Raw genomic sequence first — 25,121 nt, 5'->3', positions numbered from 1 at the left:
GAACATGAAGGGTATGTGAAAGCGTCCAGGTCATTCAATCGGATATGGAAAGAAAGAGACAGTGCACAGCCGAGACTTTTGGAAGCGATACTGTATAAAGACAACTTTAACAGAGCGTATAAGAGAGTTAAGGCAAACAAGGGAGCACCGGGAATTGATGGCATGACCATTGAGGAGGCTCTTCCATATCTAAAGGAACATCAACAAGAGATAACCGACCGCATTTATCGTGGAAAGTATACTCCATCTCCAGTAAGACGAGCCACGATTCCCAAACCAGATGGTGGTGTGCGAAAGCTTGGCATACCAACAGTGGTAGACCGTACACTTCAACAGGCAATAACCCAACAGTTAGTGCCAATCTATGAACCGCTGTTTGCAGATGGTAGCTATGGCTATCGTCCGAACAGAAGTGCAAAAGATGCAATACTTAAGGTTAAGGAGTATGCAGAACAAGGCTATACATTTGCTGTAGTCCTTGACTTGTCAAAGTACTTCGATACTCTTAATCACGAAATTCTCATCAATCTTCTCCGGAAGAATGTAAAAGATGAACGTGTAGTACAGTTGATAAAGCGCTATTTGAAGAGCGGTGTAATGGAAAACGGAGTGGTCATTGACACAGAGGAAGGCTCACCACAAGGTGGAAACCTATCACCATTGCTGGCAAATGTCTACCTCAATGAGTTCGACCAGGAATTCCTGAAAAGAGGTGTTCCATGCATAAGATATGCAGATGACATCGTGCTTCTTGCAAAGAGCAGGCGGGCATCAGAGAGACTCTTGGAAAGCAGTACAAAATATCTTGAGGAGAGGCTGAAACTTACAGTCAACCGAGAAAAGAGCCGTACTGTCAGCGTGTTTGCAATCCGAAATTTTAAATTCCTTGGCTTTGCATTGGGAAGGAACGGAAAAGGCATTTATGTCAGAGTTCATCTGAAGTCATGGAAGAAGTTCAAGTCTAGACTGAAAGAGTTATCTTCCCGTAAACGATGGCAGTCAATCAAGCTAAGCCTTGAGAAAATCAAGGTGTATGCGAGGGGATGGCTTAACTACTACGGAATTGCAAGTATGAAGAACAACATAGATGACATCAATGGATGGCTCTATCACAGAATACGTATGTGTATATGGAAACAGTGGAAGAAACCGAGAACGAAATATAAGAATCTAGTCAAGCTGGGAATTCCAGAACACTATGCGGCAACAATAGCAAACAGTCGCAGAAAGTATTGGTATATCAGTAATAACAAAGCTGTGATTTGGGCGCTGAATAAAGAAAGACTGATAAACAGTGGCTTTTACGATTTAGCCACAGCCTATCAGTCTGTGCACGTCAACTATTGAAACCGCCGTGTACCGAACGGTACGCACGGTGGTGTGAGAGGACGGCGGTTAGTCACCGCCTCCTACTCGATTCTGAATCAGGAATTAATCCTCTGCGATAGCACCAACAGGGCACTGACCTGCGCAGGAACCGCAGCTGATGCACTTATCTGCATCGATTTCAAACTTTCCGTCGCCCATGCTGATAGCGCCAACGGGGCACTGTGCCTCACAAGCTCCACATGCTACACAAGCATCACCAATAACAAATGCCATAATCTTTTCCTCCTATTTTGCGTGTATCAAATCTCTTGTTTGATACAAATTTATCAATATAACCACTTGTATTGTAATATAAATGGGCTTTGAATACAAGCCTTATTTAGTATTTTTTATCAATAGTTACAGTTGCTTATTTATATTTATTGAACTCCAGAATCTTCTTCGCGTTCTGGATCCTCTCTTCGGTGGGCGGTTCTACACCCTCAAGCTTGTAAGGAATCCCCAGTTCCTTCCACTTGTACTCACCCAGAGTATGGTAGGGAAGAACTTCTACTTTCATGACGGTATCCAGAGTATCAATAAATTCTCTTGTCTTTTTCAGATATTCGTCATTGTCAGTAATTCCGGGCACCAGTACATGACGGATCCACATGGGAATACCCTGCTCGGAAAGGTATCTTGCGCAGTCTAGAATATTCTTGTTGGTATGGCCGGTTAGCTTCTTGTGTTCTTCGTCATCAATATGTTTGATGTCCAACATGACGAGATCAGTATATTTCAGTAATTCATTGAATTTGGAGAAGAAAGGCTCTTCTCTGGTAAAAGGCTGTCCGGAAGTATCAAGATTGGTATTGATGCCTCTCTCGTGGGCCTTGCGGAAAAGATCGATCAGAAAATCGATCTGTAATAAGGCTTCGCCGCCGCTGACAGTGATGCCGCCTTCTTTGCCCCAGTAGCTGCGGAAACGCTCTGCTTTATCCAGAAGCTCGTCTGCTGTCATCAGATTGTCAGTGTCGGGATTCCAGGTATCTACGTTGTGACAATATTGACAACGCATATTGCAGCCCTTGAGGAAAATAAGATAGCGGATTCCGGGTCCGTCTACTGCGCCGAAGGATTCTAATGAGTGAATTCTGCCTTTGATCATTGTAATAATCTCCATTCTCTGCCGTGCAGGCAGCTGAGGGGTGGTGGTTCTCTGAATAGTTTTACCAAAAAGGAGCCGGACAATACTGCCCGGCCCCTTATACATTCTATTATCTTACAAACCTGTAAAGACTGGATTACAGACTCTTATGGCAGGTTCTTGCGATAACGTCATCCTGCTGCTCCTTGGTCAGGCTGATGAACTTAACAGCATAACCGGATACACGGATGGTGAAGTTAGCGTACTCAGGCTTCTCAGGATGAGCCTGTGCATCTAACAGCTTCTCGGTACCGAATACGTTAACGTTGAGGTGATGAGCACCACGATCGAAGTAACCATCCATTACACGTACCAGAGTTTCTTTCTGCTCGTCAAGGTTGTGACCAAGAGCGGAAGGAGCCATGGTCTGGGTATTGGAGATACCATCCAGAGCATACTCATAAGGCAGCTTAGCTACAGAGTTCAGAGAAGCCAGCAGACCACTCTTCTCAGCACCGTAGGAAGGTGATGCACCGGGAGCGAACGGTGTGTAAGCTGCTCTACCATCGGGCAGAGCACCGGTAGCCTTACCATATACAACGTTAGAGGTAATGGTCAGTACGGAAGTGGTAGGCTCAGAATTTCTGTAGGTGTGGTTCTTCTTGATCTTCTCCATGAAGGTCTTCAGCAGCCATACAGCGAATTCATCAGCTCTGGGATCATCGTTACCGTACTTAGGGAAGTCGCCTTCGATCTTGAAGTCTACAGCACAACCCTGGTCATCACGGATAACCTTAACCTTAGCATACTTGATAGCGGACAGGGAGTCAGCTACGTGAGACAGACCTGCAATACCGGTTGCGAAGGTTCTTCTTACATCGGTATCGATCAAAGCCATCTCAGCTGCTTCGTAGTAGTATTTATCATGCATGTAGTGGATCAGGTTCAGGATGTTAACATACAGAGATGCACACCAGTCAAGCATGATGTCGTATTTATGCATAACTTCATCGAAATCAAGGTACTCGGAAGTGATAGGAGCGATTTCAGGACCACACTGCATATGTTTGCCGTCCTTGTCCAGATGCTTCTCATCCTTACCACCGTTGATAGCGTACAGTAAGCACTTAGCCAGGTTAGCACGAGCACCGAAGAACTGGATCTCCTTACCGGTCTGAGTAGCGGATACGCAGCAGCAGATGCTGTAGTCATCACCCCAGATAGGCTTCATAACGTCATCGTTCTCGTACTGGATGGAAGAAGTATTCACAGAAATCTTAGCTGCGTACTTCTTAAAGTTATCAGGCAGAGCGCTGGAGTACAGAACGGTCAGGTTCGGCTCGGGGCTGGGTCCCATGTTCTCCAGAGTATGCAGGAAACGATAGTCGTTCTTGGTAACCATATGACGGCCGTCCATGCCGATACCACCAACTTCCAGAGTAGCCCATACGGGGTCACCGGAGAACAGCTGGTTGTAAGAAGGAATACGAGCGAACTTAACCATACGGAACTTCATGGTCATATGGTCGATCAGCTCCTGAGCTTCTTTCTCGGTCAGGGTGCCTTCCTTTAAGTCTCTCTCAATATAGATGTCCAGGAAAGTAGAGATACGTCCAACGGACATAGCTGCACCGTTCTGGGTCTTGATAGCTGCCAGGTAACCGAAGTATAACCACTGGATAGCTTCCTTAGCGGTGGTAGCGGGACCGGAAATATCGTAACCGTAGATCTTAGCCATTTCCTTCATTCCCTGCAGAGCCTTGATCTGATCAGCGATCTCTTCTCTCAGACGAATGATTTCCTCGGTCATAACGCCGGTACCGCAGTTCTTCTTATCCTTCTTCTTCTGCTCGATCAGGAAATCGATACCGTACAGAGCAACTCTTCTGTAGTCACCTACGATACGTCCACGACCATAGGTATCGGGAAGACCGGTAACGATATGGGTATGACGAGCAACCTTCATCTCATCGGTATAAGCATCAAATACTGCCTGGTTGTGAGTCTTGTGGTACTCGTTGAAGATTTTGTCATATTTAGCGTTTACTTCGTAGCCATAGGTGCTTGCAGCCTGCTGAGCCATCTTGATACCACCATAAGGCATGAATGCTCTCTTTAAAGGCTTGTCTGTCTGCAGACCAACGATCTGCTCCAGATCCTTCATAGATTCATCAATATAGCCAGGGCCATAAGCGGTCAGACTGGATACGACCTCTGTTTCGCATTCCAGAACGCCGTTATGCTCACGCTCTTCCTTCTGTAACTCCTGAAGTCTGCCCCAAAGCTTATTAGTTGCTTCGGTAGGTCCCTCCAGGAAGCTCTCATCTCCATCATACGGAGTGTAGTTGGTCTGGATGAAGTTACGTACATTGACGTCTACATCCCAGTGGCCATCTTTTTTAAAACCTCTCCATGCTTCTGCCATGAAAATTTACCTCCTTCTGGTAAAAACAATTAATATTATCAACTGAGAGTACCAGTTGCGCTGGTATCCCAAGCTGTTTCTTTACGATAAAAGTGTACTACCTGACAAGGGTAAGTGTCAACCTTTTTAGGAATTGTTCCGAGTTTTGTACATCAGCAACAAAGCTTCCTCATTCATAAAAGCGCTTTGTCCATAAAATACCGATTATCTGACTCTATGTGCAAGCACCCTCGTCAGAAATCCGGTATTTTATGTCAGAGCTGATGTATTAAGAATATTCTTGTAAAATATGGGGGAAAGTATTATACTAAAAAAGCCTTATACGGCAGAAAGGAGACCGATATGACCGGAGTAACAAAAGACATGACCATTGGCGAGATCTTACGTGCCAATCCTGAAGTAGCTCCCGTACTCCTCGATGCAGGAATGCATTGCCTGGGATGCCCTGCTTCACAGGGAGAGACCCTGGAAGAGGCAGCTATGGTACATGGCATTGATGTAGATGAGCTTATGAAAGTGATCGAGGAAATGTAATTTTTGTATTTCTGTTTTGGAAACATCGCCTGACCGGGGCACACAGGTGAAACAAAGTATTTATGGAATTTCATAGCTCAGATTTCCGCGCAATCGAAATGTGTCCGTCGATTGCGCGGATTTGAGAAATCAAAAGAATTCAAGGAATTCAGATCATCGGCCTTTGGCCGTCTTTTTTTGCCTTTTTCCCTTAGATATTATCTGATCCGATATTATGAAGTATGACTAGCACGGTAGATTCTTTTAGGGGAGGCTAATCCTGTGGTACTTTCAGTTCCCAGCCTGAATGAATCAGAGCAGGATTGCGGATCAGTTCCCGGTTCAGGGAAACGATTTCAGCCACGGAGCAGCCGCATTTTCTGGCGATTGCCCAGAGGGTGTCGCCCTGTCTGACGATGTATATCCCGCTTTTCTTATTCTCAGGCAGGACAGCATCGGGAGTGCCGCCTGTGATAGGCGCTCCGCTTTGGGGAATCTTAAGCTGCCAGCCGGCGTGAATCCGGTTCGGGTTCTTGATCCGGTCACTGTTGGCTGCCACAATCCCGGTTATGGAGCAGTTGTATTTTCTGGCAATTGCCCAGAGAGTGTCACCCGCCTGTACGGTATAGGTCATATAGGAGGTGGTGTTTTTCACGACAGGAGAGGGATTCTCACGGTCAGCCTTTTCCTCGGAGCCGCTGTCAGTACTTTCCTGTTCGGTGTCAGCATTCACATCATAGTAGAGCTTCAAAGTCACGATATCCTCCAGACTGCTGATCTTCTTCAACGTTCCGCTGGCGGTGGAGATTGCCGGATTGTAGGTAAAGCCTTCATAGGTTTTCGGCGTTGCTGTGACGGTATCACCTGTCTTCCCTGCGGAATGTTCTGTTTCCGCCAGCGTGTAGCCGCTGCCGTCCGTCTTGTAGTGCTCCACGATATAATTGATCGTGTTTCCGGAGATGATGGGAGTCGTGTTTCGCGTCCATTTTGCGTAGAACGTTTTATTTCCCGTATCGGTACCTGTGATCTCTGTGACGGGTGAACCGGAAAAGTTGCTGTCTGCGTACCAGCCGTCAAAGCGGTATCCCTCGCGGGTAATATCATTGGTGGTAGGAAGAACTGCCCCGGTGCCGTAAGTGTAGCCGGTTACTTCTTTTCCGCTGGCAATCGTACCGCCGTCTGTCTGCAGCGTTACGGAATAGGTGGAGAGTTCCCATTTTGCCTTGAGGGTCATAGTGCATTTGACTGTATCCGTGTCAAAGTTCCATTTTGTTTCCGTACCGTTGTTATCATAATACCAGCCTTCAATACTATGCCCCTCATTGGTGGGAACGGGATCCGGTGCGGTGAGTGCCGCTCCGTCCTTACTCCAATTCACTTTCTGTGTGCTGGGCTGATCCCCATTGTTTGGGTCAAAAGTGATCACGAGCATACCGTTCAGGGTGGCACCGCTGAAATCACCGTCTAAAACCGTACCATCATTGTTCGTAATCGCGCCGGTGAATGTGCCGCCGTTAATGGTACCACTGCTCTCATTTATGACCTCATTCTTGAATGTGCCCTTCCGGATGGTGCCGGTGTTGGTCACTTTGCCATGGAACTCAGTGCTGCCGGCGGCACCCTCACTGCCGGTGATCGTGCCGGTGCCGTACCTGTTGGTATCGTTCGTCATTGTGCCGGACATTTCGCCGCCGTCAGCATTCAGGATGCCAACGTTTGTTACATTTGTGTAGATTTTTGCATTGTCGCGCATAGTAAGAGTAACTCTCTGAGTGGAAGTATTGTATACATGGCTTGGGTCTTTTTTATTATCCGGATCACCGATCGTGCCCCTTGTCATGGTGAACTGATTATCATTCCACACCCCGCCGCTTGAAGCATACTGGGTGGTGGTGCTGATGCTGGCTTTAATCGTACCGCCTGACATAATAAAGGATCCAGAGTTGTAAACACCGCCGCCGTATAATCCTGTGCATGTACGGATTGTTCCGCCGTTCATGATAAAGCAGCCGATGATATTTGAATTCCACAGGGCGCTGATGTCCACACCGCCACCCCCGGATTGTGCGTTGCAGTTGCGGATCTCAGAGCCGGAACCCATGGTGAATGTGCACCCCGGGGAGACAGACACACCGCCGCCGTTTTTTGCCGCGCAGCCGATAATACTTCCGCCCGTCATGGTGAATGTGCTGCTCTTGCCGATGGAAGAGTCATAGGCAAGGTGTACACCGCCGCCGAGACCACCTGCCGAGCATCCGACGATGCTGCCACCGGTCATGGTCAGTTTACCGCCGACATTAACAAGCACACCGCCGCCATCACTGTGGGTAAGATCACCGCCACCGCCCGTAATAACCCCACCAGAGACGATTTCCGTGCCGGTGTCTTTGTCCAGTTTCCATAGGCCACATCCCCACATATCTGTATAGTTCGGGTTAAATTTATGTACTTTGTTGGGAGTGCTGTCCGCAATTGTCAGATCGCCGCCCGACTCTACCTTGATTACGCTGAAGCCGCCGGTCATTTTCAGTACATTACCGTTTAAATCCAGTGTCACAGTACGGCTAACCGTCAGCGTGGTGCCGATGGTAATGTCTGCCGTCAGTTTGACTGTGTCATTCGCATTGTTTTCCAGTGCGGCCGTCAGTTCCTCCGCTGTCGCCACTTCCTTCACACCGTTTGTGACCGGCAGTGCTGCGTACAGTCCGTTCAGAACCGCTGCAGCTTCATTTCCCGATGCGCTTTCCGGGGAACCCGGACCCTCTGTGGATGTAGGGGGATTCGTCAGCTGTCCGGTTTCTGCTGCCGATACCGGCGTGGAGACCAGAGAAAATACCATGGAACTGCAAAGCAGCGCCGCATAGAACCGAATTTTTTGCTTTTTCATGAATTTTTTTCCTCCCATTGTTGTGATGCGTTTCCTTTTCCCGTGCCTTGTCCGCGGTGTTCTCTTTCCCGGAGTCTGATACACAGCACAGTGATCATGACTGCTGTGGAGAAAGAAATTACCCCAACCAGCACATAACCGCCGGCGTCTTCATGCAGCAGGATAGAACCGTACATTCCCCGGGCGGTGATCTGCGTCTGGCCGGCTGCTGTGTGCACCGTTCCCACAAGGAACGCAGACAATGCCATGCACAGGGCAGACAGCCGGCAGATCCCGCGGCGCTTCTTCCGGCGATATTTTTCGTGCACCCGTTTTTTCACCAGTTCGACCCGCTTTTCTGTATCATACATATTGCTGAAAACCTCCCTTCGGAAAGTAAAGTCATAAAATACATATGCCCTTCATCTAATTAGGTACAAAAAAGCGAAAAAACTCTCACCTGAAAATCAAATTTTTTGAAAAAGGTTGAAAAAAACAGGAGCTGCCGACAGCAGCTCCGCAAAAGACAGGATTCAGTTGTGACTCTGGGGCATGCGGACAATCAGTTTTCCCACCGCCAGGATCAGCACAGGCAAAATGTATGCGATATACTGTATCGCACCGCCATAGGCGATCAGAAGATTATAAATTGCATGAAAAGTGATGGCTGCCCCGAGCAGACCGCAGGTTCCGGCGATCTTCAGCCAGGTGCGCTGCCATACATACGCCAGCCCACCGCCGACGATGGCACCACAGATCACGTGCATGGCACCCGTTCCAATGCCCCGGAAAAAGATAAAGGAAAAATGTCCGGCTCCGTTTTGAATCAGATAGCAGACATTCTCAAAGGTGGCAAAGGAAAGTGCAACGATGATGGCAGCATTTTTTATCGGCATCGGTTCAGGCTCAAATACAAGAAGATAAAAGAGCAACGGCAGGAGTTTCATTACTTCTTCTACCACAGGTGCGATCTCTGCGGTGGCGGTAATCGTATCTGCTGCGTAAAGAGCGGCAAAGAAGGTATTGATGTAAGCGGAGAGCAGGCATGCCCCCATTCCTGCAAGACAGCACAGAAAGAATTTGGCCTGCCGCCTACCCATGCACAGGGCGGCGATCAACAGGGGTGAGGCCATACAGATAAATACATTTTCAATATAGGTCATGTCCGCACCGCCTTTCCTGTGGCAGGCAGCAGTCCGAAAAGGCAGAACGTCAGCAGAAGATCACACCAGCAATAGGGACTGAAGATAGAGTCGCCCGGCCAGAAGCAGCCGGAGGTCCACAGAGCGTATTCTACCGCAACATAGCAGAGGATTCCGATGTGAAAATACCGCAGGTTCCGTCCTTTTCCCGTCTGTGTCTCTGCGTAGACAAGACCGTGGATGGAACGATAGGAGACAAGGATCATCATGCCGCACCAGAGCAGGTTGGAGAGAATGTCACCAAAGGTACAGTAAAATGCGCACAATGGAACTCCGATCAGCGGAGCCAGCAGGGATTTCCGACAGGAAAAGCTTCTTTCCTCCGGGGAGGAGAGAGCATATTGCAGGAGACAGAGAAAAATAACGCTGGAGACCCAGCCGAATTCCGATACATAAAAGATCCGTGGTGTTTCGGAAAACAACAACAGATATAATGTCCAGTACAGGGAGCCCAGTGCGAAACAGCCATAAAAGCAAATCAGCAGAAAATATGACAGTGTCCGATGCCTCAGATAACGAATGCCGCTCAGACAGAAGCCCAGCAGGGTGACGAAAAATTGCAAAAGATTAATGATCAATTCCATTGGCGCGGTCCCCCCTCTGCTCTGCCTGATCTTCTTTGTCCAGCAGATGGACACGAAAACACAGGATCGTCACGCATACGCCGAGAAGAAATGAAAGCAGCCCTATTATGATATATTCAGGTGCAGCACCTCCGCCGAGGATCGTTGCCGCCGTTTCATATCCGGAGGAAATCCCCGGCACCATTTGTCTGGAAATCCCGGACATGACAAAGGAAGCCCCGAAGATCACAGCAAGGCATGCCGCTATGCAGGAAATAGCAACAATCCGCCGCTGTTTTCGTTTTTTTTGTCGTTCTTTTTCCGTAATCCTTCGTCGGACTTCTGCGATCCGTTCCTCATGACTCCGCATTTGTTATTCCCTCCCGTTCCAATAATCCCCGCAGACGCTCTTTTCCCCGGTACATTATATTAGTGATCTGCTTCACGCTTTTTCCCATAACTTCAGCGACCTGCCGGTAACTCATACCCTCAAAATAGGTCAGATAAAGAGCTTCTCTGTAATCCGGATGCAGTTCACCCATGCATAAATGCAGGATCTGATTCCGTTCTTTTGTCCGGATCACCTCATCCACCAGTTTCCCACCTTCCGGCTCTTTGGTCAGATCATCAAGACAGAAGTGATGTCGCCGGATGCTTTTATGGCGCAAAGCTAAATGGCGCGCAGCTTTATACAGGTAAGCCCTGAATCCGCCATCCCGGATATGGGGCCTTTTGGCGAACAGGTAGGAAAATACTTCTATCATCAGGTCCTCCGCCTCGTGAATGTCATGCAGATAGCCGTTGATGTATAAGGTCAGTGGATTGTCGTATTTTCTTATCAATTCTTCCAGCCCTGTTTCATCGCCGCTTAAATATTGTCGGTATAATTCTTCGTCGGAAATCATATTGTGTACATCCTTTCCACTGTAACCGGCGTTTTGACCCTTTGTAATTCCGAATGTGTATGGAATTGCGTAAGCTACATTGCAACGGAGCAATTCATGTATTAAATTTTATTATATGCGAATAAGATTATATTTTCAAGTTACGCGTTTCCCGGCTTCTTTTCTGCAGATCTTCGCCGGGAGAGACAGGTATAAAACAGCCATAAAAATAAGAAAGTCCCCACAGAGTGGGAACTCTCCTGAATGTTATGATCTGTCGTCACATTGAAGTATTTGCAAGACGCTGTAAAGCATGTTCGGCGATCAGTGTGGAACAATGTTCCTCAAGAAAAGTAAGGCTTGCCGGTGTGGAACGCTTGGGAATACCGTATTCAGAGATGACATTGCAGACACGGTCGAAGACCTCGCGATCTTCTTCGCCCTGCGTCAGGATCAGATAATACCCGTCGGTGCCCTCCTCGTGATACAGTGTGCTGAACCCATGATAATGACCGGCAGCCACGACGGCAGCGTTGATTACCTGATTCAGAGATTCCATACGGAACAGGCGGGAGCGTACACTGTCACTCTCCTCGGGAGCGGACGCGGAAGGAGCTTCAGGAGTGCTTGCGGTATTGTCTTCGCTCTGGATACGGCGGAACAGATCCAGAACCTCGTCTGCCGTGCTCTCATCACTGTCATCATCACTGTCTTCCGTAACGGAAGGTGCAAAGCGGGAAAAACGGGTGTCCAGTTCTTCCGGATCTTCCACTTTGGTAATGATCAGTACGATACAATCCGCATTCAGAGGGATGGCTTCAATCATCAGGGGAATATCCTCTGCTTCGAAGCCAAATTCAAAATTGGCCTGCTGCATCATATCACGGAACAGAGATTTAGCTTTTTCTGTGCCGTAGGCAAGTTCACTTATTTTTAATTCGCGGCTGGCGAGATCCTCACGGGTCAGGGTGCAGCGAATCTGATTTTCATTTACTTTTTCTATTTTCATGCGACAACACTTCCTTTCTGCTTTCGCATTGGTATGGTATATAGCTTATACTTTCCCTATATTTTAGTCAATAGAAGCTATTCACAGTTTAAAAAAATTTAATAAAACATCTTGTCAAATAACAGGCTGCAGTGTATAATCCGACCTATAGATGCCTCTGATACTCCGGTACGGAGAGGAGGTCGACAGTTTTCCATTTTTTCTTGTTGATTTACCAGGGAACGATTCGTTCCAGTTCATCCCCTTTTTTATTTTATGATGCAGATGGCTGTTAATGTATTTGGGAAGGATAGGTTATGCTGATCTGTAAAATATAGTATGGAGATGTCTTACAGGCATATACGTGTCTGGTCATAATATTTCAACAGATATTTTTCACGAACATAATTCCAACATTTTCACACAAATTACTACAAGTACTGTCAGAGGCATTTATAAGTAACTATTCAGAGCCACGCAAATCGTGTCAATAGGTACGTCGAATGCTTGCATTCGTAAGAACATTTGACATGATTTATATTGCGAATAGTGTTCTGAATAGTTACGCTTATATGTACTAGCGGAAAAAGCAGCGTTATTTTAAAGTGTTTCACGAATCCTTTTGGTAAAATATGCTGCGGACGGGAGGTGTCTGTGGAGGACCGGGAAGCTGTGACTCCCGGGAAGAAGTTTCCCAGGAGAAAGGTGGAAAAATATTTTCGAAAGCTTCAGAAAAACGGCACAGAATTGTATGTCGACGGAGAAAAGGTCTCACCGTCGCAGGCGGCAGCGTATGCCGTCAGAGAAGAAAGCCCGTATATGGCAGACTATATATTGGGAGAACAGGGCAAAATCAGCCAGGTCCGGCTGGATAAGGTGGATCTGCGTTAAAGGGTGTCAGCTCTTGCCCGGGTAATACTTTGAAACAGAGAATGCGCTGCGGGGATGCAAAACGGGATTGCCTCTCTGGCTGTATCCCGCAGTGCAGGATCTGTCTCTATTGTTCCTTGTATTATATAGAGGAATTGTGATAGAATAAAACTGTTCTGCCGATAGAAGACGGAACGGAAGAAAAGGCAAGAATGGTGCAGGCGGCAGCCTGCGGATGGGAGCACATATGAAGAAAAGAATACTACCGGTGATCATAGCAATCCTGCTGATCCTTGTGATCGCGGGCGGAGCACTGGGAAAGGTGCTGTTGGATAAATATTCCTACAGCAAAGAAGAGGCAGACTGGAACGAATTTTATCAGGTGTCAGAGAGTGACAGAAGTGCCATTATTTTACAGGACGAAATGGTAGAAGAACAGGCACTGATCAGAGATGACGTATGCTATTTTGATCTGGCAACTGTCCATAAATATATGAACGAAGTGTTTTATGCGGATATGACGGAAAAACTGTTGTTGTACGCCAATCCGACAGAAGTGATCCGTACGACTTTCGGCGAGACTTCCTATACGACAACAGAAGGCACACAGGATGCCGGATATGTGATCAGTTTCGTGGAAGGGGATACCGTATATGTGGCGGCGGATTATGTGAAGCTGTTCACAAATTATTCCTATGATTGTTATGACAGACATGTGCAGGTCTACACTGAATGGGGGACCAGACAGGTGGCACAGCTGAAAAAGGATACGGCGGTGCGTCTGCGGGGCGGTGTGAAGAGCCCGATCCTCACGCAGGCAGCGAAGGGAGATACCCTGGAGATTCTGGAGCAGATGGAGACCTGGAGCAAGGTGAAGACAGCGGATTCCGTGATCGGATATGTGGAGAACAAGCGTCTGGGAGATATTACGGAAGAGACCGAGACTCCGGTGACGGATTATCAGGAGCCGGAATATACTGCCCTGACTTCTGACAGCAAGATCTGCCTGGGCTGGCATTCTATCGGCGGTGCAGGCGGTAATGACACTCTGTACTCCATGGTGTCCGGTACGAAGGGTATGAATGTCATTGCACCGACCTGGTTCAGTCTGACGGATGAGAACGGAAGTATCCGGAACTTCGGAACAGCGAATTATGTAACCACGGCCCACAATATGGGCTTACAGGTATGGGGCGTGGTGGATAATTTTAATTACGCCAATGAGACCGGAACGGCCATCAGTACTCTGAATATGCTGTCCTCCACCACCAGCCGGCAGAACTTTGTGCGGAATGTGACAGATGCAGCAGTCAGCCTGGGACTGGACGGCATCAATGTGGACTTCGAGCAGCTGAGCAGTGACTGCGGACCGCATTATGTGGAATTTATACGAGAACTTTCCATTCAGTGCCGCAACAGGGGACTGGTATTGTCCATTGCCAACTATGTACCGTTTAATTTCAATGATTATTACCGTCTGGATATCCAGGGACAGGTTGCAGACTATGTCATTATCATGGGATATGACGAACACTGGCACGGAAGCAAGGATCCCGGAAGCGTGGCAAGCATCAGCTATGTATCCGGCGGTCTGGACAGAACATTGCAGGAGGTGCCTGCAAACAAGGTAGTCAATGCCCTTCCGTTCTACACGATCCTGTGGAAGACCGAAGGCACGGATGTGACGGATGAATATATTACCATGAACAACGAGGCAGACTTCATGAACAGAGCCGGTGTGACGGCAGAGTGGGATGAGGAGACCTGTCAGAATTATGCAGAATGGACCTCCGGAAATGCCACCTATCAGATCTGGCTGGAAGATGCGGAATCCATCGCAGTGAAGCTGAACATGATGGCTACCAAGAATATTGGTGGTGTGGCGGTATGGAGACTGGGTTACGGAACACAGGCAGCCTGGGAACTGATCAATGCCTATCTGCAGTAGGAACAGAATAAAATAGTAAAAGCCCGGTCCCGCAAGGGACTGGGCTTTATTGCTGCCGAAAACTTTATTCCGCTTCCTGTACGTTCTTTCTGCGGATGGTATAGCCTCCGGCCATGCATACAACTGCGGCACCCAGAAGCCAGAACATTGCAGAATTTTCACCGGTCTTTGGAACGTTGTCATATTCGGAAGAAGTACTGTTCTGTGTGGCCTGTGCAGGAGCTGTGGTCTGTGTGGGCTGCTCGGTAGCTGCAGGAGCTGCTTCTGCGGCAGCAGCGGGAGCGGTGGTGCTGTAATACTTTGCTTCGGTCTTCAGGGATCCGTCTTCAATGGCCAGCTTACCTGCGGCGAAACTGTAGGCCTCATAGAAAACGCTCTGGTCACGGTTGTCTTTGGCAATCAGATGATTGACGGTACCGACACCGTTGATGGTGGCATGCAGATTATTGGATTTATCATCTGTCAGGCCGATCATTTCCAGAGTGTCTACATTGCTGTTGAAATTTGCCTTGGCATCGCCATATACATAGGCATGAGATACATCACCGTTGACAGCACCGGAGGTACCGCTCAGGAAATAGACACTGTCATAGCCGTTGGCATAGACTACGGGAACACCAACAGTATTCTTGAAGGTCAGGTTGCCCAGACGGACAGAAACCTTGAGGGCCAGGGCATTGTTCTCCACATCGTTGTCGATGACAATATAGTCACCGTCTTTGATATTCTGCTGCAGATAATACAACTCGCGGTCCTGAACTTCTGCGGACCAGCTGGATGCTTCCTTGTATCTCCACTCGGAACTGCTGTCGGAATAGTTCAGAACATAGGTGGTGGGCTCCGCAGCCTTTACAGTGATCTTTCCCAGACCGGGAATAGCAAAGCATACGGCAGCCAGCGTGAACAGTGTGACAAATTTTTTAAGTCTCTTCATAAGAAAACCTCCTGATTGTCTGTGAGTTATTCCTGTATGGGAAGGTAGTGATCACCGGGTTCCACTTCTTTGGCAACGACTACGAACCGGCCCTGCTCTACATGGTATACGCAGGTGGACAGTGTCAGAAAATGATCTCCGAACTCTGCGGTGACACCGGTGTCATACTGGGATAACTGCTTGATATTGTTATAAAAGTCATCAAATTCTTCCTGCGTATCCGCCTGGAAAAATTTGTAGAACTTAAATACCTGATCTGTTTTCCGGTAGACCTGGGAGCGAAAGACGGCAATGATCTCGTAATTGCGCTGACACTCTTCGGTATAGAGGATAATGTTTTTGTGTTCCTTATAGAAATCCTGATTCTCGTAATCGGTCAGGTTGCCGAACATGGCACCGGATTTCATATTGTGACCGTGAATGATAAGATTCGTGGTCAGAGGATCTACACAGCTCTCATCGTCAAGGAGCAGACAGCCGTTTTTATTTTCGCTGCCGTCAAAAGCACGGTAGAGATAATAGGTCTCATCTTCCGGAGTCCACATTACCGGATAATCGATATTGGTGCCCGGAATCTGTAGCCAGGCCGCCATATCCTTGTTGGCAAGAAAACTGTCGGCATAAGGGTTGGCCACTCGTTCGAACTCCTCGGTGGAAGCCGGGGTCTCTTCTGTGGACGGTTCCGGGGAGACGGTAACGGTCGGCTCACCTTCGACTGTGGAAGGTGCCTGCGTGGTCTCCGCGGACTGCGTCGGGCGCAATTCATCCAGCGCTTCCTCCATACGCCGGTCTTCGATCCGCCCTTTTACCAACAGGATCACTGTAGCAAGAACACAAATTCCCGCCAGAACAAATAAAATGATAGAAAGAGTTTTTTTGCTTATTTTCATAATGATATTATACGCTGAAGTAGTAAGGGGATGCAATAGTTTAAAACAAAAGGATTTCTTAATTTTCGGAAGATATTTCCAGAGAAAAAGGCATATAAAATCATATAGAATAAAAGAGACACCGGAGAACAGGGATGGAACAGAAAGTGTTAAGGGCGGTGATGGTATGCCTGTTGCTTATGTCTATGGCGATACTTGGCAGGGAAACGGCGGCATATGTGGAAACGGTAAATGCCGTGAATGCCTTGCAGGGGAATAATGCGGACACGGACGGAATACCGACGGTAGTGATCGATGCCGGCCATGGCGGGGATGACCCGGGGAAGATTGGTATCAACGGAGCACCGGAGAAGGATATCAATCTCCGGATCACAGAGAAACTGAGACAGTATCTGGAGGCAGACGGAATCCGGGTGGTGCTGACCAGAGAGACGGAGGATGGATTGTATGATGCATCTGCTCCCAATAAGAAAGTGCAGGATATGAAACGCCGGATCGAAAAGATTGAGCAGACGGATCCGGTTCTCACGGTGAGCATCCATCAGAACAGCTATCCGGAAGAGTATGTGCACGGAGCGCAGGTCTTCTATTATAATGGCAGCAGCGGAGGGGAACAACTGGCAGGGCTGATCCAGACACAGCTGGTCCAGGATCTGGATCCGGAGAACCACCGGCAGATCAAGCCCAACGACAGCTATTATCTTTTGAAAAAAACCAAAGGAACCATCGTCATTGTGGAATGCGGCTTCCTGTCCAATGCGGCAGAGGCGGGAAAACTGTGTGACGAGGCCTATCAGGACAGAGTGGCATGGTCGATCCACAAAGGAATTTTACAGTACATTAACGGGATACAGAGGGATTGAAACGGGAAATACAAAATAAAGGCACGAGTTGTATACACAGTGTTATTATGATAATATAGGATTTGTATGTTATGACAGAATTTTATAAAGTTACGGGAGAGAAAATGAGTCGATATCAAAAAATAAGAAATGTTCTGTTGACCGTGATCGTGACACTGGCATTGCAATGTACATTTGAAGTCTGCCTGGGAGGATACGTGGATTCGAATCTTGTCAATGGGCTGAATAAACTGTGCGGAGCATTTACGGTGCTGGATTATACAGATCTGTTAACGGCTGCGGCAGTATTTGTAATGCTTAAGGAAGTGAAGAAAAGAGAGGCGAAGACAGATGTGGCAACGTTGGTGCTTTCTGTTATTCTGTCATTCCTTCTTATAGTATGTATCAGCTTTAAGAAATATGATTCTGCCATTTTCCTGTGGGGCAATTCTTTTCAGATACTATTATCCACGTTCTGTGTTTTGGGGTTTGCAGTGTTATTGTATCTGGTATTGCGCCTGGTATATTTTGGGCTGGAGCATGTGGAATTACCCGCAGAGCAGGGCAAAAAGCACCTACAGATGGTGGGCTTTTTTGTAATAGCCTTCAGCTGGCTGTTCTGGATCCTGCTAAATTATCCGGGAACTACCAGTGGGGACGGTCTGGTGCAACTGAAACAGTTTCTGGGTGAACAGGACTGGGGAGCGGCACATCCGCCATTTTCCTCCGCAATCATGGGAATCTGTTTTGTGCTGGGAAGAACCATTGCAGATGCCAATTTCGGCTTTTTCCTGTATTGCCTGCTGCAGACACTGGTAGGGGCCTATGCTTTTTCCCTCAGCATGAAAAAACTGCAGGAACTGGGAATTTCCTGGAAATGGTGTGCCGTGGGAATCCTGTTTTTCGCCTTGACACCTTTTTGGGGAACCTATGCCCAATGGTTTGAGAAAGATCTGCTGTATGCGGAAATGACGGTGTTACAGGCAGTATATCTGATGTCGGTACTGAAAAAGAAGGAATGTGGCGGGAAAGATGCGGCGGGACTGATTGTATTCAGTGTATTATCCTGCCTGCTTAGAAATAACGGGATCTATGCGATTGTTCCGGCACTGCTTTTGCTGGCAATTTATCTGAAAGGCAAAGAACGCAGGAAGGCATTCCTGGTATTGCTGGCAACTGTGGTGATCTATGAACTGATCACGGTGGTGGGATACAGAGCGTTGATCGATGTGGGAAAACCGGCAGCTTCCGAGGGGCTGAGCGTACCGTTCCAGCAGACGGCGAGATATGTCTGCGAATACGAAGATGAGGTTACGGAATATGAGAGACAGGTGATCAATGATACCCTGAACTTTGATGCTATGAAAAATTATGAACCCCGGATTTCGGATCCCATTAAAATATTATATCGAGGCGGAGACCTGGGGCCCTACATGAAAATATGGGTGCAGATGTTTTTCAAGCATCCGGGATGCTATGTGGCGGCATTTGTCAACAAGGGCTATGGCTATCTGGCACCGGTGGAACAGAACATAGAGGCCTGGATCCAGCTGGAGTATCCGGAATATGCGCAGGAACAGGGAATTCATCATACATTTCCCATTCAGACATCGGAGTTTCTGCTGCAGATCTGGTTCCTCAGTATGCGGCTGCCGCTGATCAAGTATCTGTGTACTCCGGGATTGTATACCTGGATTCTGGTAGTGCTGGCATTTTTCCTGTGGAAAAAGAAAAGATACAGTGCGTTGATACTGCTGGTTCCCGGCTTTATAAACGTGTTGGTGTGCCTGGCAGCCCCCATGTCCAATGCAATCCGCTATGAACTGCCGACCGTGGCGGTGATTCCGCTGCTGGTCGGATGGACCGTTTATTCTGTACACACAACATCCCGGCAGACCGGAGAGGAATAATCTTTCCATTTGACTGGGGATATGATATACTATATCCAAATGCAATTTAGAACACAGAAGGTAAAAACATGGAGACTGAGATCATAAAGATTCGTCCCGGAGAGGGCCCCGTCAGCGAAGAAGATGAGGAGAAACTCCGGGCGGCGGGAGCAATCCTGCAGCAGGGAGGACTGGTGGCTTTCCCTACCGAGACCGTGTACGGGCTGGGGGGAGATGCACTGAATCCTTCGTCTTCCCAGAAAATATATGCGGCAAAGGGCAGACCGTCCGACAACCCACTGATCGTTCATATTTATCGGTTTGAGGACATTTACAAGATTACAAAGGAGGTACCGGAAGAGGCGCGGAAGATCGCGGATGCCTTCTGGCCGGGACCCCTGACCATGATCCTGCCGAAATCAGACGCGGTGCCTTACGAGACCACAGGTGGTCTGGATACGGTAGCGATCCGTATGCCCTCGCATCCGGCGGCACAGAAGCTGATCAAATACAGCGGGGGATATATTGCGGCGCCCAGTGCCAATACTTCCGGCAAGCCCAGTCCCACAGTGGCAAAATATGTCGAAGAAGATATGATGGGGCGGATCGATGCCATCATTGATGGCGGTGAGGTGGGGATTGGTCTGGAATCCACCATTATTGACCTGACGGTGACACCGCCACAGATCCTGCGGCCCGGATACATTACCCAGGAGAAACTGAGCACAGTGCTGGGAACAGTGGATACGGACACCACGATCCTGCGGGCAGACAGCGGACAGGCACCCAAGGCCCCCGGAATGAAGTACAGACATTATGCACCCAGGGGAGAACTCACCATCGTAGAGGGAACCCCGGGGCAGGTAAGGGAGTATATTAACCGGGCTGCGGCAGCAGACCATACCGCAGGAGAGAAGACCGGAATCATCGGAACCGAAGAAATGCTGTCCGGTTATATAGCAGATGTGGTGAAAAGTGTCGGCAGCCGTAAGGATGAGGACAGTATCGCCAGACATCTGTACACTATTCTGAGAGAATTCGATGATGAAGGTGTGACAAAGATCTATTCCGAGGGATTTTCCACGGAAGGCTTCGGACAGGCCATTATGAACCGGCTGTTGAAAGCAGCGGGCCATAAAGTAGTAAAACTTTAAACAGAAAATACGAGGAGAAGGAAAATGATAGCAATCGCAAGTGATCATGGCGGATATGATCTGAAAGAAAGAGTAAAGAAATATTTAGAGGAGAAGAACATTCCTTATCAGGATATGGGATGTGACAGCAAGGCAAGCTGCGATTACCCTGTGTTCGGACATGCAGCGGCAAGGGCTGTGGCAGACGGTACCTGCGAGAAGGGTATCGTGATCTGCACCACCGGTATCGGTATCAGCATTTCTGCCAACAAGGTAAAGGGGATCCGCTGCGCACTCTGCTCCGATCCTCTGTCGGCGAAGATGACCAGACTGCACAACGATGCCAACATGCTGGCAATGGGTGCAGGCATTGTCGGTGAGAACCTGGCGCTGGAGATCGTGGAGACTTTCCTGAATACACCTTTTTCCGGAGAAGAGAGACACAGCCGCAGAATCAGCCTGATCGAAGAGGTTTAATGCATTACACAGACACGAACAACGAAATACCATTATAACAAATACAAAACACAGGAGGACAACAATATGTCAAAAGTAGTAGTTATGGATCACCCCTTAATCGAGCAGAAGATCGGAATCATCCGCAGAAAGGAGACCGGTACCAAGGACTTCAGACAGAACATCAGCGAGATCGCAATGCTGATCGGTTATGAAGCAACCAAGGATCTGCCTCTGGAAGAAGTAGAGATCGAGACCCCTATCTGCAAGACCACCGTGAAGCAGTTAAAGGGTAAAAAGCTGGCACTGGTACCTATCCTGCGTGCAGGTCTGGGTATGGTAGACGGTATGTTATCCCTGATCCCTGCTGCAAAAGTAGGACATATCGGCCTGTATCGCAATCCTGAGACCTTAAAGCCTGTAGAATATTACTGCAAGCTGCCTGCAGACTGTGCAGAGCGTGAGGTATTCGTGGTAGATCCCATGCTGGCTACCGGCGGTTCTTCCATCGCAGCCATTCAGCTGTTAAAGGACAAGGGCTGCAAGAGCATCCGTCTGCTGTGCATCATCGCTGCACCCGAAGGTGTAAAAGCTATGCAGGAAGCACATCCGGATGTGGATATCTATATCGGAGCACTGGATCAGAAGCTGAATGATCATGGATACATTGTTCCCGGACTGGGAGATGCAGGAGACCGTATTTTCGGTACCAAATAAAGGAGACACCCATGAGTGCCAAACGCAGCGATTATATCAGCTGGGATGAATATTTTATGGGGGTGGCCCACCTGTCTGGAATGCGGTCCAAGGACCCGAATACCCAGGTGGGAGCCTGCATTGTCAGCCCGGACAACAAGATCCTGTCCATGGGATACAACGGCTTCCCCAAGGGTTGTTCCGACGATGAGTTCCCCTGGGAGAGGGAGAACGACAATGACAGGAATCTGACAAAGTATCCCTTTGTAACACATAGTGAACTGAATGCTATTTTGAATTATCGTGGCGGTTCCCTGGAGGGGACGAAGCTGTATGTCTCTCTTTTTCCCTGCAATGAATGTGCGAAAGCCATTATCCAGGCGGGGATCCGCACGGTGGTATATGACAGCGATAAGTATGCGGGAACTCCGTCCAACCGGGCAGCCAAGCGGATGTTTGACGCGGCCGGAGTGAATTACGCGCAGTACCGTAAGACGGGCCGCATGATACGCATCGAGGTCTGAAGCAACAGATAAAAGGAGTAAAACGGTTGAAGCGCCTACAGAAGACAGCTGTGCTGCTTACAGCAGTGATCCTTGCAGGAGCCTTTTCTTCAGAAGATATCAAAGTGGAAGCTACCAGCAGTACCTGGCAGCAGATTCAGAAAGAGCAGGAAGAGAAAAACAACCTGCAGAATCAGCTGAATGAGGAAAATGATAATCTGGAGAACCTGAAGGGAGAACAGAATTCCCTCAAGGGACAACTGAATAATCTGAACGGTCAGCTGACGGAAGTCAGTAATAATCTGTCAGATCTGGAACAGCAGATCGCAGACAAGGAGCAGGAGATTGCGGATACCCAGGCCAGTCTGGAAGAGGCGAAAGCTACGGAAGCATGGCAGTATGAATGTATGGTGATCCGGGTACGGGATATGTACGAGCGGAATGAGACCAGTTACATCAACGCTTTGCTGAATGCCCAGAGCTTCGATAAACTGCTGAACGCTGCGGACTTTTTTGAACGGATCGCAGCCTATGACCAGAAGAAACTGCAGGAATTCGAAGAGAACCGCAAGCTGATCGAAGAGGAAGAGGCGAGACTGCAGGCAGAGAAAACGGAGCTGGATAGTCTGAAGGTGGCAGCGGAAGCCGAGAAAAGCAAGGTGTCCGGTCTGATCAGCCAGACATCTAACAGCATTGCAGAATATGCCGGGGATATTTCGGAAGCAGAGCAGAGAGCCCTGGCATATGAACAGGAGATCAAACAAAAAGAAGAAAATCTGGAAACACTCCGGAAAAAGCTGGCAGAAGAGATCGCCATGTCCCAGAAGGCGGCAAACGCAACCTGGCGGGACATTTCGGATATCTCCTTTGAAGAGGGAGACCGTTATCTGCTGGCAAATCTGATCTATTGTGAAGCGGGCGGAGAACCCTATGACGGTCAGCTGGCGGTAGCCAGTGTGGTTATCAACCGTGTCAGAAGTTCTGTTTATCCCAACACAGTGGTAGGAGTGATCTATCAGAACAAACAGTTCTCACCGGTGGCCAGCGGACGTCTGGAACTGGCATTGGCCACCAATAAAGCCACCAGCCGCTGCTACCAGGCGGCAGACGAGGCTATGTCCGGTGTGACCAATGTAGGAAACTGTGTATATTTCCGCACACCGGTGGAAGGACTGACAGGTATCAATATCGGCGGACACGTATTTTATTAAACGAAAGCGAAAATCTATGAGACTCAACAGCGTAGAACAAAAGGGTTATGCAAATAGAATCATGGACTGGAAGATCTTCGTAAGGCAGGATCTGGTAGCAGCCAAGGCGTCGGAATTTTTCTATGAATTCGTAGGGGAGAATTCTTTCCGGCCGGTGAGTGAACTGCTTCTGCCGGAAGACGGGGAGCTGTTGAAAAAAGCAGTGGAGGCGGATACGTTCCAACCGCTGGAACTGATCACGGTGCTTCACAATCTGAAGGACAGTGTAAGGAATGTGTATCTGCGTCTGGAACAGAGTGAACAGACGGAGAACGGGATTCCGTTGTATCAGATCACCGTTTCAGATATTCATGATCTGGAGAACCGGAATTTACGACTGGAGCAGAGCATTCTGAAGTACCGTCATTTTATGACATTGGAAGATGTTTACTTTTTTGAATATCTGATCGAACAGGACAGTATTACGGTCTATAAATATGTCAACGAGCGGGCCATGAACCAGTTTGAAGGGCCTATGAATGCGCTGATCCGGAATGTGGAACAGGCACATGAGGGCAGTGATATTTCCAGACTGGAAGATCAGCTGCGGACCTTTTGCGCACATCTGCGTAACGGGGACGATTTCTTCGAGATGGAATTCGTCAGCGGGCAGGAGGACAAGGGAATATGGAAGGTCAAAGGCGCACGGATCCCGAAGAAGCGTGATATGGTAGCGGGCATCATAACCCAGGACAGAAACCGGGAGAAGGAAGCCTATTATCTGACTCCGGCAGCCAGAGATGCCGGAACCGGTCTGCTGAACAAGCGGGCATGGACAGAGTACACCATCGAACAGCTGAACCGCAAGGATCATAGTACCAGATGGCTGGTGATCATTGATATTGATGATTTCAAACATATCAATGATACCTACGGGCATATTTTTGGTGACCAGGTCATCCGGAGAGTGGCGGAGATCATGCAGGTGCTGGTGGGACAGCGGGGCGTGATCGGACGATTCGGCGGAGACGAGTATGTGATCCTGTTGGAGAAAGTGGAGACCAGAGAACAGCTGAAGACACTTTTGAAGACCATTGCGAAGGAATTTGCTCTGGCATTTGATCCGAAGACCCATGCGACAGCTTCTATTGGCGTATCAGAGTATCCGGTAGATGGAAGCGAATACGAGGAACTGATGCGCAAGGCGGATAAGGCCCTCTATCTGGCCAAGGAAAAAGGCAAGAACCGCCATATCATCTATGAAGAGAGACTTCACGGCAAGCTGGAAAGCGACGATATGCAGAACATGGCTATGGCCTATGCGGTATCTAAGGAGAAAAAGCGGGAAGTCATCACGAAGATGATCACCGAACTGTGTGTATCCGATGTGAACTCCATTGTAAAAAAGGAAGAACGGCTGCAGCAGATCCGCAGTCTGTTTGATCTGGATGGAATCACGATTTATTCAGAGTCGGGAGCGCAGCTAGTATGCCGGAATGGTAATTACATGGTAGAAGTACCGGATGGAAGAGGACTTTTTGAAGATGAGAAGTATCTTGCGCTATTCGGGGATGATGATAATTTTATAGAATCCAACACATTGAAACTCAGATCCCAGGATCCGGCGGCATTTGCCGTGATGCAGAAGCAGGAGATCGGTGCTTTCCTGCAATGTCTTTGCCGCAAAGAGGGAGTGCCGAATGTGATCGTGAACTATGATGTGTTCAACCGCAACCGTAAGTGGTCGGATGAAGATATTACACTGTTGACGATTCTGGGACACTGCATCGGAAACCTGCTGAACTATTCAGAGTAAAGTAAGTGAGAGCAGAAGCTCGTCGGACACTTGTGTCCGTAAGAGCCTATGCTCTCAT

General features: G+C 48.4%; 24 protein-coding genes. 12 read left to right on the top strand and 12 right to left on the bottom strand.

The features are described 5' to 3' along the window. A partial coding sequence (gene ltrA / locus DWZ61_RS10825; protein WP_243026391.1) for a group II intron reverse transcriptase/maturase occupies window positions 1-1,347 on the top strand: 1,347 nt, incomplete at its 5' end. An 84-nt stretch (window positions 1,348-1,431) separates the two neighbouring features. Here ltrA and DWZ61_RS10820 read toward each other — a convergent pair. The 3 genes from DWZ61_RS10820 to pflB all read right to left on the bottom strand — a co-directional run bounded on the left by DWZ61_RS10820 (window position 1,432) and on the right by pflB (window position 4,880). Continuing rightward, the gene (locus DWZ61_RS10820; RefSeq protein WP_022154896.1) at window positions 1,432-1,602 is read right to left on the bottom strand and encodes a 4Fe-4S binding protein; all 171 of its coding nucleotides are present in this window, start codon (window positions 1,600-1,602) and stop codon (window positions 1,432-1,434) included. A 136-nt stretch (window positions 1,603-1,738) separates the two neighbouring features. Further along, complete coding sequence (gene pflA / locus DWZ61_RS10815; protein ID WP_117465717.1) at window positions 1,739-2,476, bottom strand: pyruvate formate-lyase-activating protein; 738 nt, start codon at window positions 2,474-2,476, stop codon at window positions 1,739-1,741. Window positions 2,477-2,612: 136 nt separating this feature from the next. Further along, complete coding sequence (pflB, locus tag DWZ61_RS10810) at window positions 2,613-4,880, bottom strand: formate C-acetyltransferase (RefSeq protein ID WP_118538481.1); 2,268 nt, start codon at window positions 4,878-4,880, stop codon at window positions 2,613-2,615. A gap of 342 nt (window positions 4,881-5,222) precedes the next feature. On the opposite strand from pflB, the gene DWZ61_RS10805 reads away from it, so the two are divergent. Beyond that, window positions 5,223-5,414, top strand: coding sequence for a DUF1858 domain-containing protein (locus DWZ61_RS10805; RefSeq protein WP_118538479.1), 192 nt, complete (start codon window positions 5,223-5,225; stop codon window positions 5,412-5,414). A 253-nt stretch (window positions 5,415-5,667) separates the two neighbouring features. Here the strand turns inward: DWZ61_RS10805 and DWZ61_RS10800 are convergent, their stop codons facing one another. The 7 genes from DWZ61_RS10800 to DWZ61_RS10770 form a co-directional block, all read right to left on the bottom strand. Beyond that, window positions 5,668-8,280, bottom strand: coding sequence for a LysM peptidoglycan-binding domain-containing protein (locus DWZ61_RS10800; RefSeq protein WP_182427053.1), 2,613 nt, complete (start codon window positions 8,278-8,280; stop codon window positions 5,668-5,670). Beyond that, window positions 8,277-8,630 (bottom strand): hypothetical protein, encoded by a 354-nt coding sequence (locus DWZ61_RS10795; RefSeq protein WP_118538475.1) that lies wholly within the window; start codon window positions 8,628-8,630, stop codon window positions 8,277-8,279. The genes DWZ61_RS10800 and DWZ61_RS10795 overlap by 4 nt, the downstream gene beginning before the upstream one ends. A gap of 162 nt (window positions 8,631-8,792) precedes the next feature. Beyond that, window positions 8,793-9,422, bottom strand: coding sequence for a PrsW family glutamic-type intramembrane protease (locus tag DWZ61_RS10790; protein ID WP_118538473.1), 630 nt, complete (start codon window positions 9,420-9,422; stop codon window positions 8,793-8,795). Beyond that, on the bottom strand, window positions 9,419-10,045 hold the full coding sequence (locus tag DWZ61_RS10785; RefSeq protein WP_118538471.1) for a histidine kinase: 627 nt from the start codon (window positions 10,043-10,045) through the stop codon (window positions 9,419-9,421). Before DWZ61_RS10785 ends, DWZ61_RS10790 begins: the two co-directional genes overlap by 4 nt. Next, entirely contained in the window at window positions 10,029-10,394 is a 366-nt protein-coding gene (locus DWZ61_RS10780; RefSeq protein WP_118538503.1) for a DUF4179 domain-containing protein, read from the bottom strand. Before DWZ61_RS10780 ends, DWZ61_RS10785 begins: the two co-directional genes overlap by 17 nt. After that, window positions 10,381-10,929, bottom strand: coding sequence for a sigma-70 family RNA polymerase sigma factor (locus tag DWZ61_RS10775; protein WP_118538469.1), 549 nt, complete (start codon window positions 10,927-10,929; stop codon window positions 10,381-10,383). Before DWZ61_RS10775 ends, DWZ61_RS10780 begins: the two co-directional genes overlap by 14 nt. A gap of 259 nt (window positions 10,930-11,188) precedes the next feature. After that, window positions 11,189-11,917 carry an adaptor protein MecA gene (locus tag DWZ61_RS10770; RefSeq protein WP_118538467.1) on the bottom strand — a complete coding sequence of 243 codons (729 nt, stop codon included), beginning with the start codon at window positions 11,915-11,917 and terminating at the stop codon, window positions 11,189-11,191. A gap of 633 nt (window positions 11,918-12,550) precedes the next feature. On the opposite strand from DWZ61_RS10770, the gene DWZ61_RS10765 reads away from it, so the two are divergent. Both DWZ61_RS10765 and DWZ61_RS10760 read left to right on the top strand, forming a co-directional pair. Continuing rightward, window positions 12,551-12,787, top strand: coding sequence for a hypothetical protein (locus DWZ61_RS10765; protein WP_022312625.1), 237 nt, complete (start codon window positions 12,551-12,553; stop codon window positions 12,785-12,787). Between the two features lie 226 nt (window positions 12,788-13,013). Beyond that, window positions 13,014-14,714, top strand: coding sequence for a glycosyl hydrolase family 18 protein (locus tag DWZ61_RS10760; protein ID WP_022312624.1), 1,701 nt, complete (start codon window positions 13,014-13,016; stop codon window positions 14,712-14,714). Window positions 14,715-14,778: 64 nt separating this feature from the next. On the opposite strand, the gene DWZ61_RS10755 is transcribed toward DWZ61_RS10760, so the two are convergent. Continuing rightward, on the bottom strand, window positions 14,779-15,648 hold the full coding sequence (locus tag DWZ61_RS10755; protein WP_118538465.1) for a hypothetical protein: 870 nt from the start codon (window positions 15,646-15,648) through the stop codon (window positions 14,779-14,781). Between the two features lie 26 nt (window positions 15,649-15,674). Continuing rightward, window positions 15,675-16,538 carry a class B sortase gene (locus DWZ61_RS10750; RefSeq protein WP_118538463.1) on the bottom strand — a complete coding sequence of 288 codons (864 nt, stop codon included), beginning with the start codon at window positions 16,536-16,538 and terminating at the stop codon, window positions 15,675-15,677. 134 nt (window positions 16,539-16,672) lie between these two features. On the opposite strand from DWZ61_RS10750, the gene DWZ61_RS10745 reads away from it, so the two are divergent. The 8 genes from DWZ61_RS10745 (at window position 16,673) to DWZ61_RS10710 (ending at window position 25,063) form a co-directional block, all read left to right on the top strand. Beyond that, window positions 16,673-17,401 (top strand): N-acetylmuramoyl-L-alanine amidase, encoded by a 729-nt coding sequence (locus DWZ61_RS10745; RefSeq protein ID WP_118503667.1) that lies wholly within the window; start codon window positions 16,673-16,675, stop codon window positions 17,399-17,401. Window positions 17,402-17,505: 104 nt separating this feature from the next. Beyond that, window positions 17,506-19,290, top strand: a complete 1,785-nt coding sequence (locus DWZ61_RS10740) for a DUF6020 family protein (RefSeq protein ID WP_147354712.1) — start codon at window positions 17,506-17,508, stop codon at window positions 19,288-19,290. 68 nt (window positions 19,291-19,358) lie between these two features. Next, window positions 19,359-20,423 (top strand): L-threonylcarbamoyladenylate synthase, encoded by a 1,065-nt coding sequence (locus DWZ61_RS10735; protein WP_118538459.1) that lies wholly within the window; start codon window positions 19,359-19,361, stop codon window positions 20,421-20,423. Window positions 20,424-20,447: 24 nt separating this feature from the next. After that, on the top strand, window positions 20,448-20,879 hold the full coding sequence (rpiB, locus tag DWZ61_RS10730; protein ID WP_022312618.1) for a ribose 5-phosphate isomerase B: 432 nt from the start codon (window positions 20,448-20,450) through the stop codon (window positions 20,877-20,879). A gap of 66 nt (window positions 20,880-20,945) precedes the next feature. Next, window positions 20,946-21,575 carry a uracil phosphoribosyltransferase gene (gene upp, locus DWZ61_RS10725; protein ID WP_118538457.1) on the top strand — a complete coding sequence of 210 codons (630 nt, stop codon included), beginning with the start codon at window positions 20,946-20,948 and terminating at the stop codon, window positions 21,573-21,575. A gap of 11 nt (window positions 21,576-21,586) precedes the next feature. After that, on the top strand, window positions 21,587-22,078 hold the full coding sequence (locus DWZ61_RS10720; protein WP_118538455.1) for a dCMP deaminase family protein: 492 nt from the start codon (window positions 21,587-21,589) through the stop codon (window positions 22,076-22,078). Window positions 22,079-22,104: 26 nt separating this feature from the next. After that, complete coding sequence (locus tag DWZ61_RS10715; RefSeq protein ID WP_118538453.1) at window positions 22,105-23,268, top strand: cell wall hydrolase; 1,164 nt, start codon at window positions 22,105-22,107, stop codon at window positions 23,266-23,268. Between the two features lie 16 nt (window positions 23,269-23,284). Beyond that, window positions 23,285-25,063 (top strand): GGDEF domain-containing protein, encoded by a 1,779-nt coding sequence (locus tag DWZ61_RS10710; protein WP_118538451.1) that lies wholly within the window; start codon window positions 23,285-23,287, stop codon window positions 25,061-25,063. The last annotated feature ends 58 nt before the right edge of the window (window positions 25,064-25,121 follow it).

This window comes from Clostridium sp. AF34-10BH, from assembly GCF_003478095.1.
GTDB classification, from domain to species: domain Bacteria; phylum Bacillota; class Clostridia; order Lachnospirales; family Lachnospiraceae; genus Acetatifactor; species Acetatifactor acetigignens.
Note: the sequence above shows the minus strand (reverse complement) of the source record. Positions and strands in the feature narration are given on the sequence as shown.

Excerpts from the sequence above, each read along its gene's own strand:
- DWZ61_RS10760 (WP_022312624.1), top strand. The coding sequence starts at position 13,014 with ATGAAGAAAAGAATACTACCGGTGATCATAGCAATCCTGCTGATCCTT.
- pflA (WP_117465717.1), bottom strand. The coding sequence starts at position 2,476 with ATGATCAAAGGCAGAATTCACTCATTAGAATCCTTCGGCGCAGTAGAC.
- DWZ61_RS10740 (WP_147354712.1), top strand. The coding sequence starts at position 17,506 with ATGAGTCGATATCAAAAAATAAGAAATGTTCTGTTGACCGTGATCGTG.
- DWZ61_RS10800 (WP_182427053.1), bottom strand. The coding sequence starts at position 8,280 with ATGAAAAAGCAAAAAATTCGGTTCTATGCGGCGCTGCTTTGCAGTTCC.
- DWZ61_RS10745 (WP_118503667.1), top strand. The coding sequence starts at position 16,673 with ATGGAACAGAAAGTGTTAAGGGCGGTGATGGTATGCCTGTTGCTTATG.
- DWZ61_RS10755 (WP_118538465.1), bottom strand. The coding sequence starts at position 15,648 with ATGAAGAGACTTAAAAAATTTGTCACACTGTTCACGCTGGCTGCCGTA.
- upp (WP_118538457.1), top strand. The coding sequence starts at position 20,946 with ATGTCAAAAGTAGTAGTTATGGATCACCCCTTAATCGAGCAGAAGATC.
- DWZ61_RS10770 (WP_118538467.1), bottom strand. The coding sequence starts at position 11,917 with ATGAAAATAGAAAAAGTAAATGAAAATCAGATTCGCTGCACCCTGACC.
- DWZ61_RS10775 (WP_118538469.1), bottom strand. The coding sequence starts at position 10,929 with ATGATTTCCGACGAAGAATTATACCGACAATATTTAAGCGGCGATGAA.
- DWZ61_RS10795 (WP_118538475.1), bottom strand. The coding sequence starts at position 8,630 with ATGTATGATACAGAAAAGCGGGTCGAACTGGTGAAAAAACGGGTGCAC.
- DWZ61_RS10790 (WP_118538473.1), bottom strand. The coding sequence starts at position 9,422 with ATGACCTATATTGAAAATGTATTTATCTGTATGGCCTCACCCCTGTTG.
- DWZ61_RS10780 (WP_118538503.1), bottom strand. The coding sequence starts at position 10,394 with ATGCGGAGTCATGAGGAACGGATCGCAGAAGTCCGACGAAGGATTACG.
- pflB (WP_118538481.1), bottom strand. The coding sequence starts at position 4,880 with ATGGCAGAAGCATGGAGAGGTTTTAAAAAAGATGGCCACTGGGATGTA.
- DWZ61_RS10750 (WP_118538463.1), bottom strand. The coding sequence starts at position 16,538 with ATGAAAATAAGCAAAAAAACTCTTTCTATCATTTTATTTGTTCTGGCG.
- DWZ61_RS10805 (WP_118538479.1), top strand. The coding sequence starts at position 5,223 with ATGACCGGAGTAACAAAAGACATGACCATTGGCGAGATCTTACGTGCC.
- rpiB (WP_022312618.1), top strand. The coding sequence starts at position 20,448 with ATGATAGCAATCGCAAGTGATCATGGCGGATATGATCTGAAAGAAAGA.
- DWZ61_RS10720 (WP_118538455.1), top strand. The coding sequence starts at position 21,587 with ATGAGTGCCAAACGCAGCGATTATATCAGCTGGGATGAATATTTTATG.
- DWZ61_RS10735 (WP_118538459.1), top strand. The coding sequence starts at position 19,359 with ATGGAGACTGAGATCATAAAGATTCGTCCCGGAGAGGGCCCCGTCAGC.
- DWZ61_RS10820 (WP_022154896.1), bottom strand. The coding sequence starts at position 1,602 with ATGGCATTTGTTATTGGTGATGCTTGTGTAGCATGTGGAGCTTGTGAG.
- DWZ61_RS10785 (WP_118538471.1), bottom strand. The coding sequence starts at position 10,045 with ATGGAATTGATCATTAATCTTTTGCAATTTTTCGTCACCCTGCTGGGC.
- DWZ61_RS10710 (WP_118538451.1), top strand. The coding sequence starts at position 23,285 with ATGAGACTCAACAGCGTAGAACAAAAGGGTTATGCAAATAGAATCATG.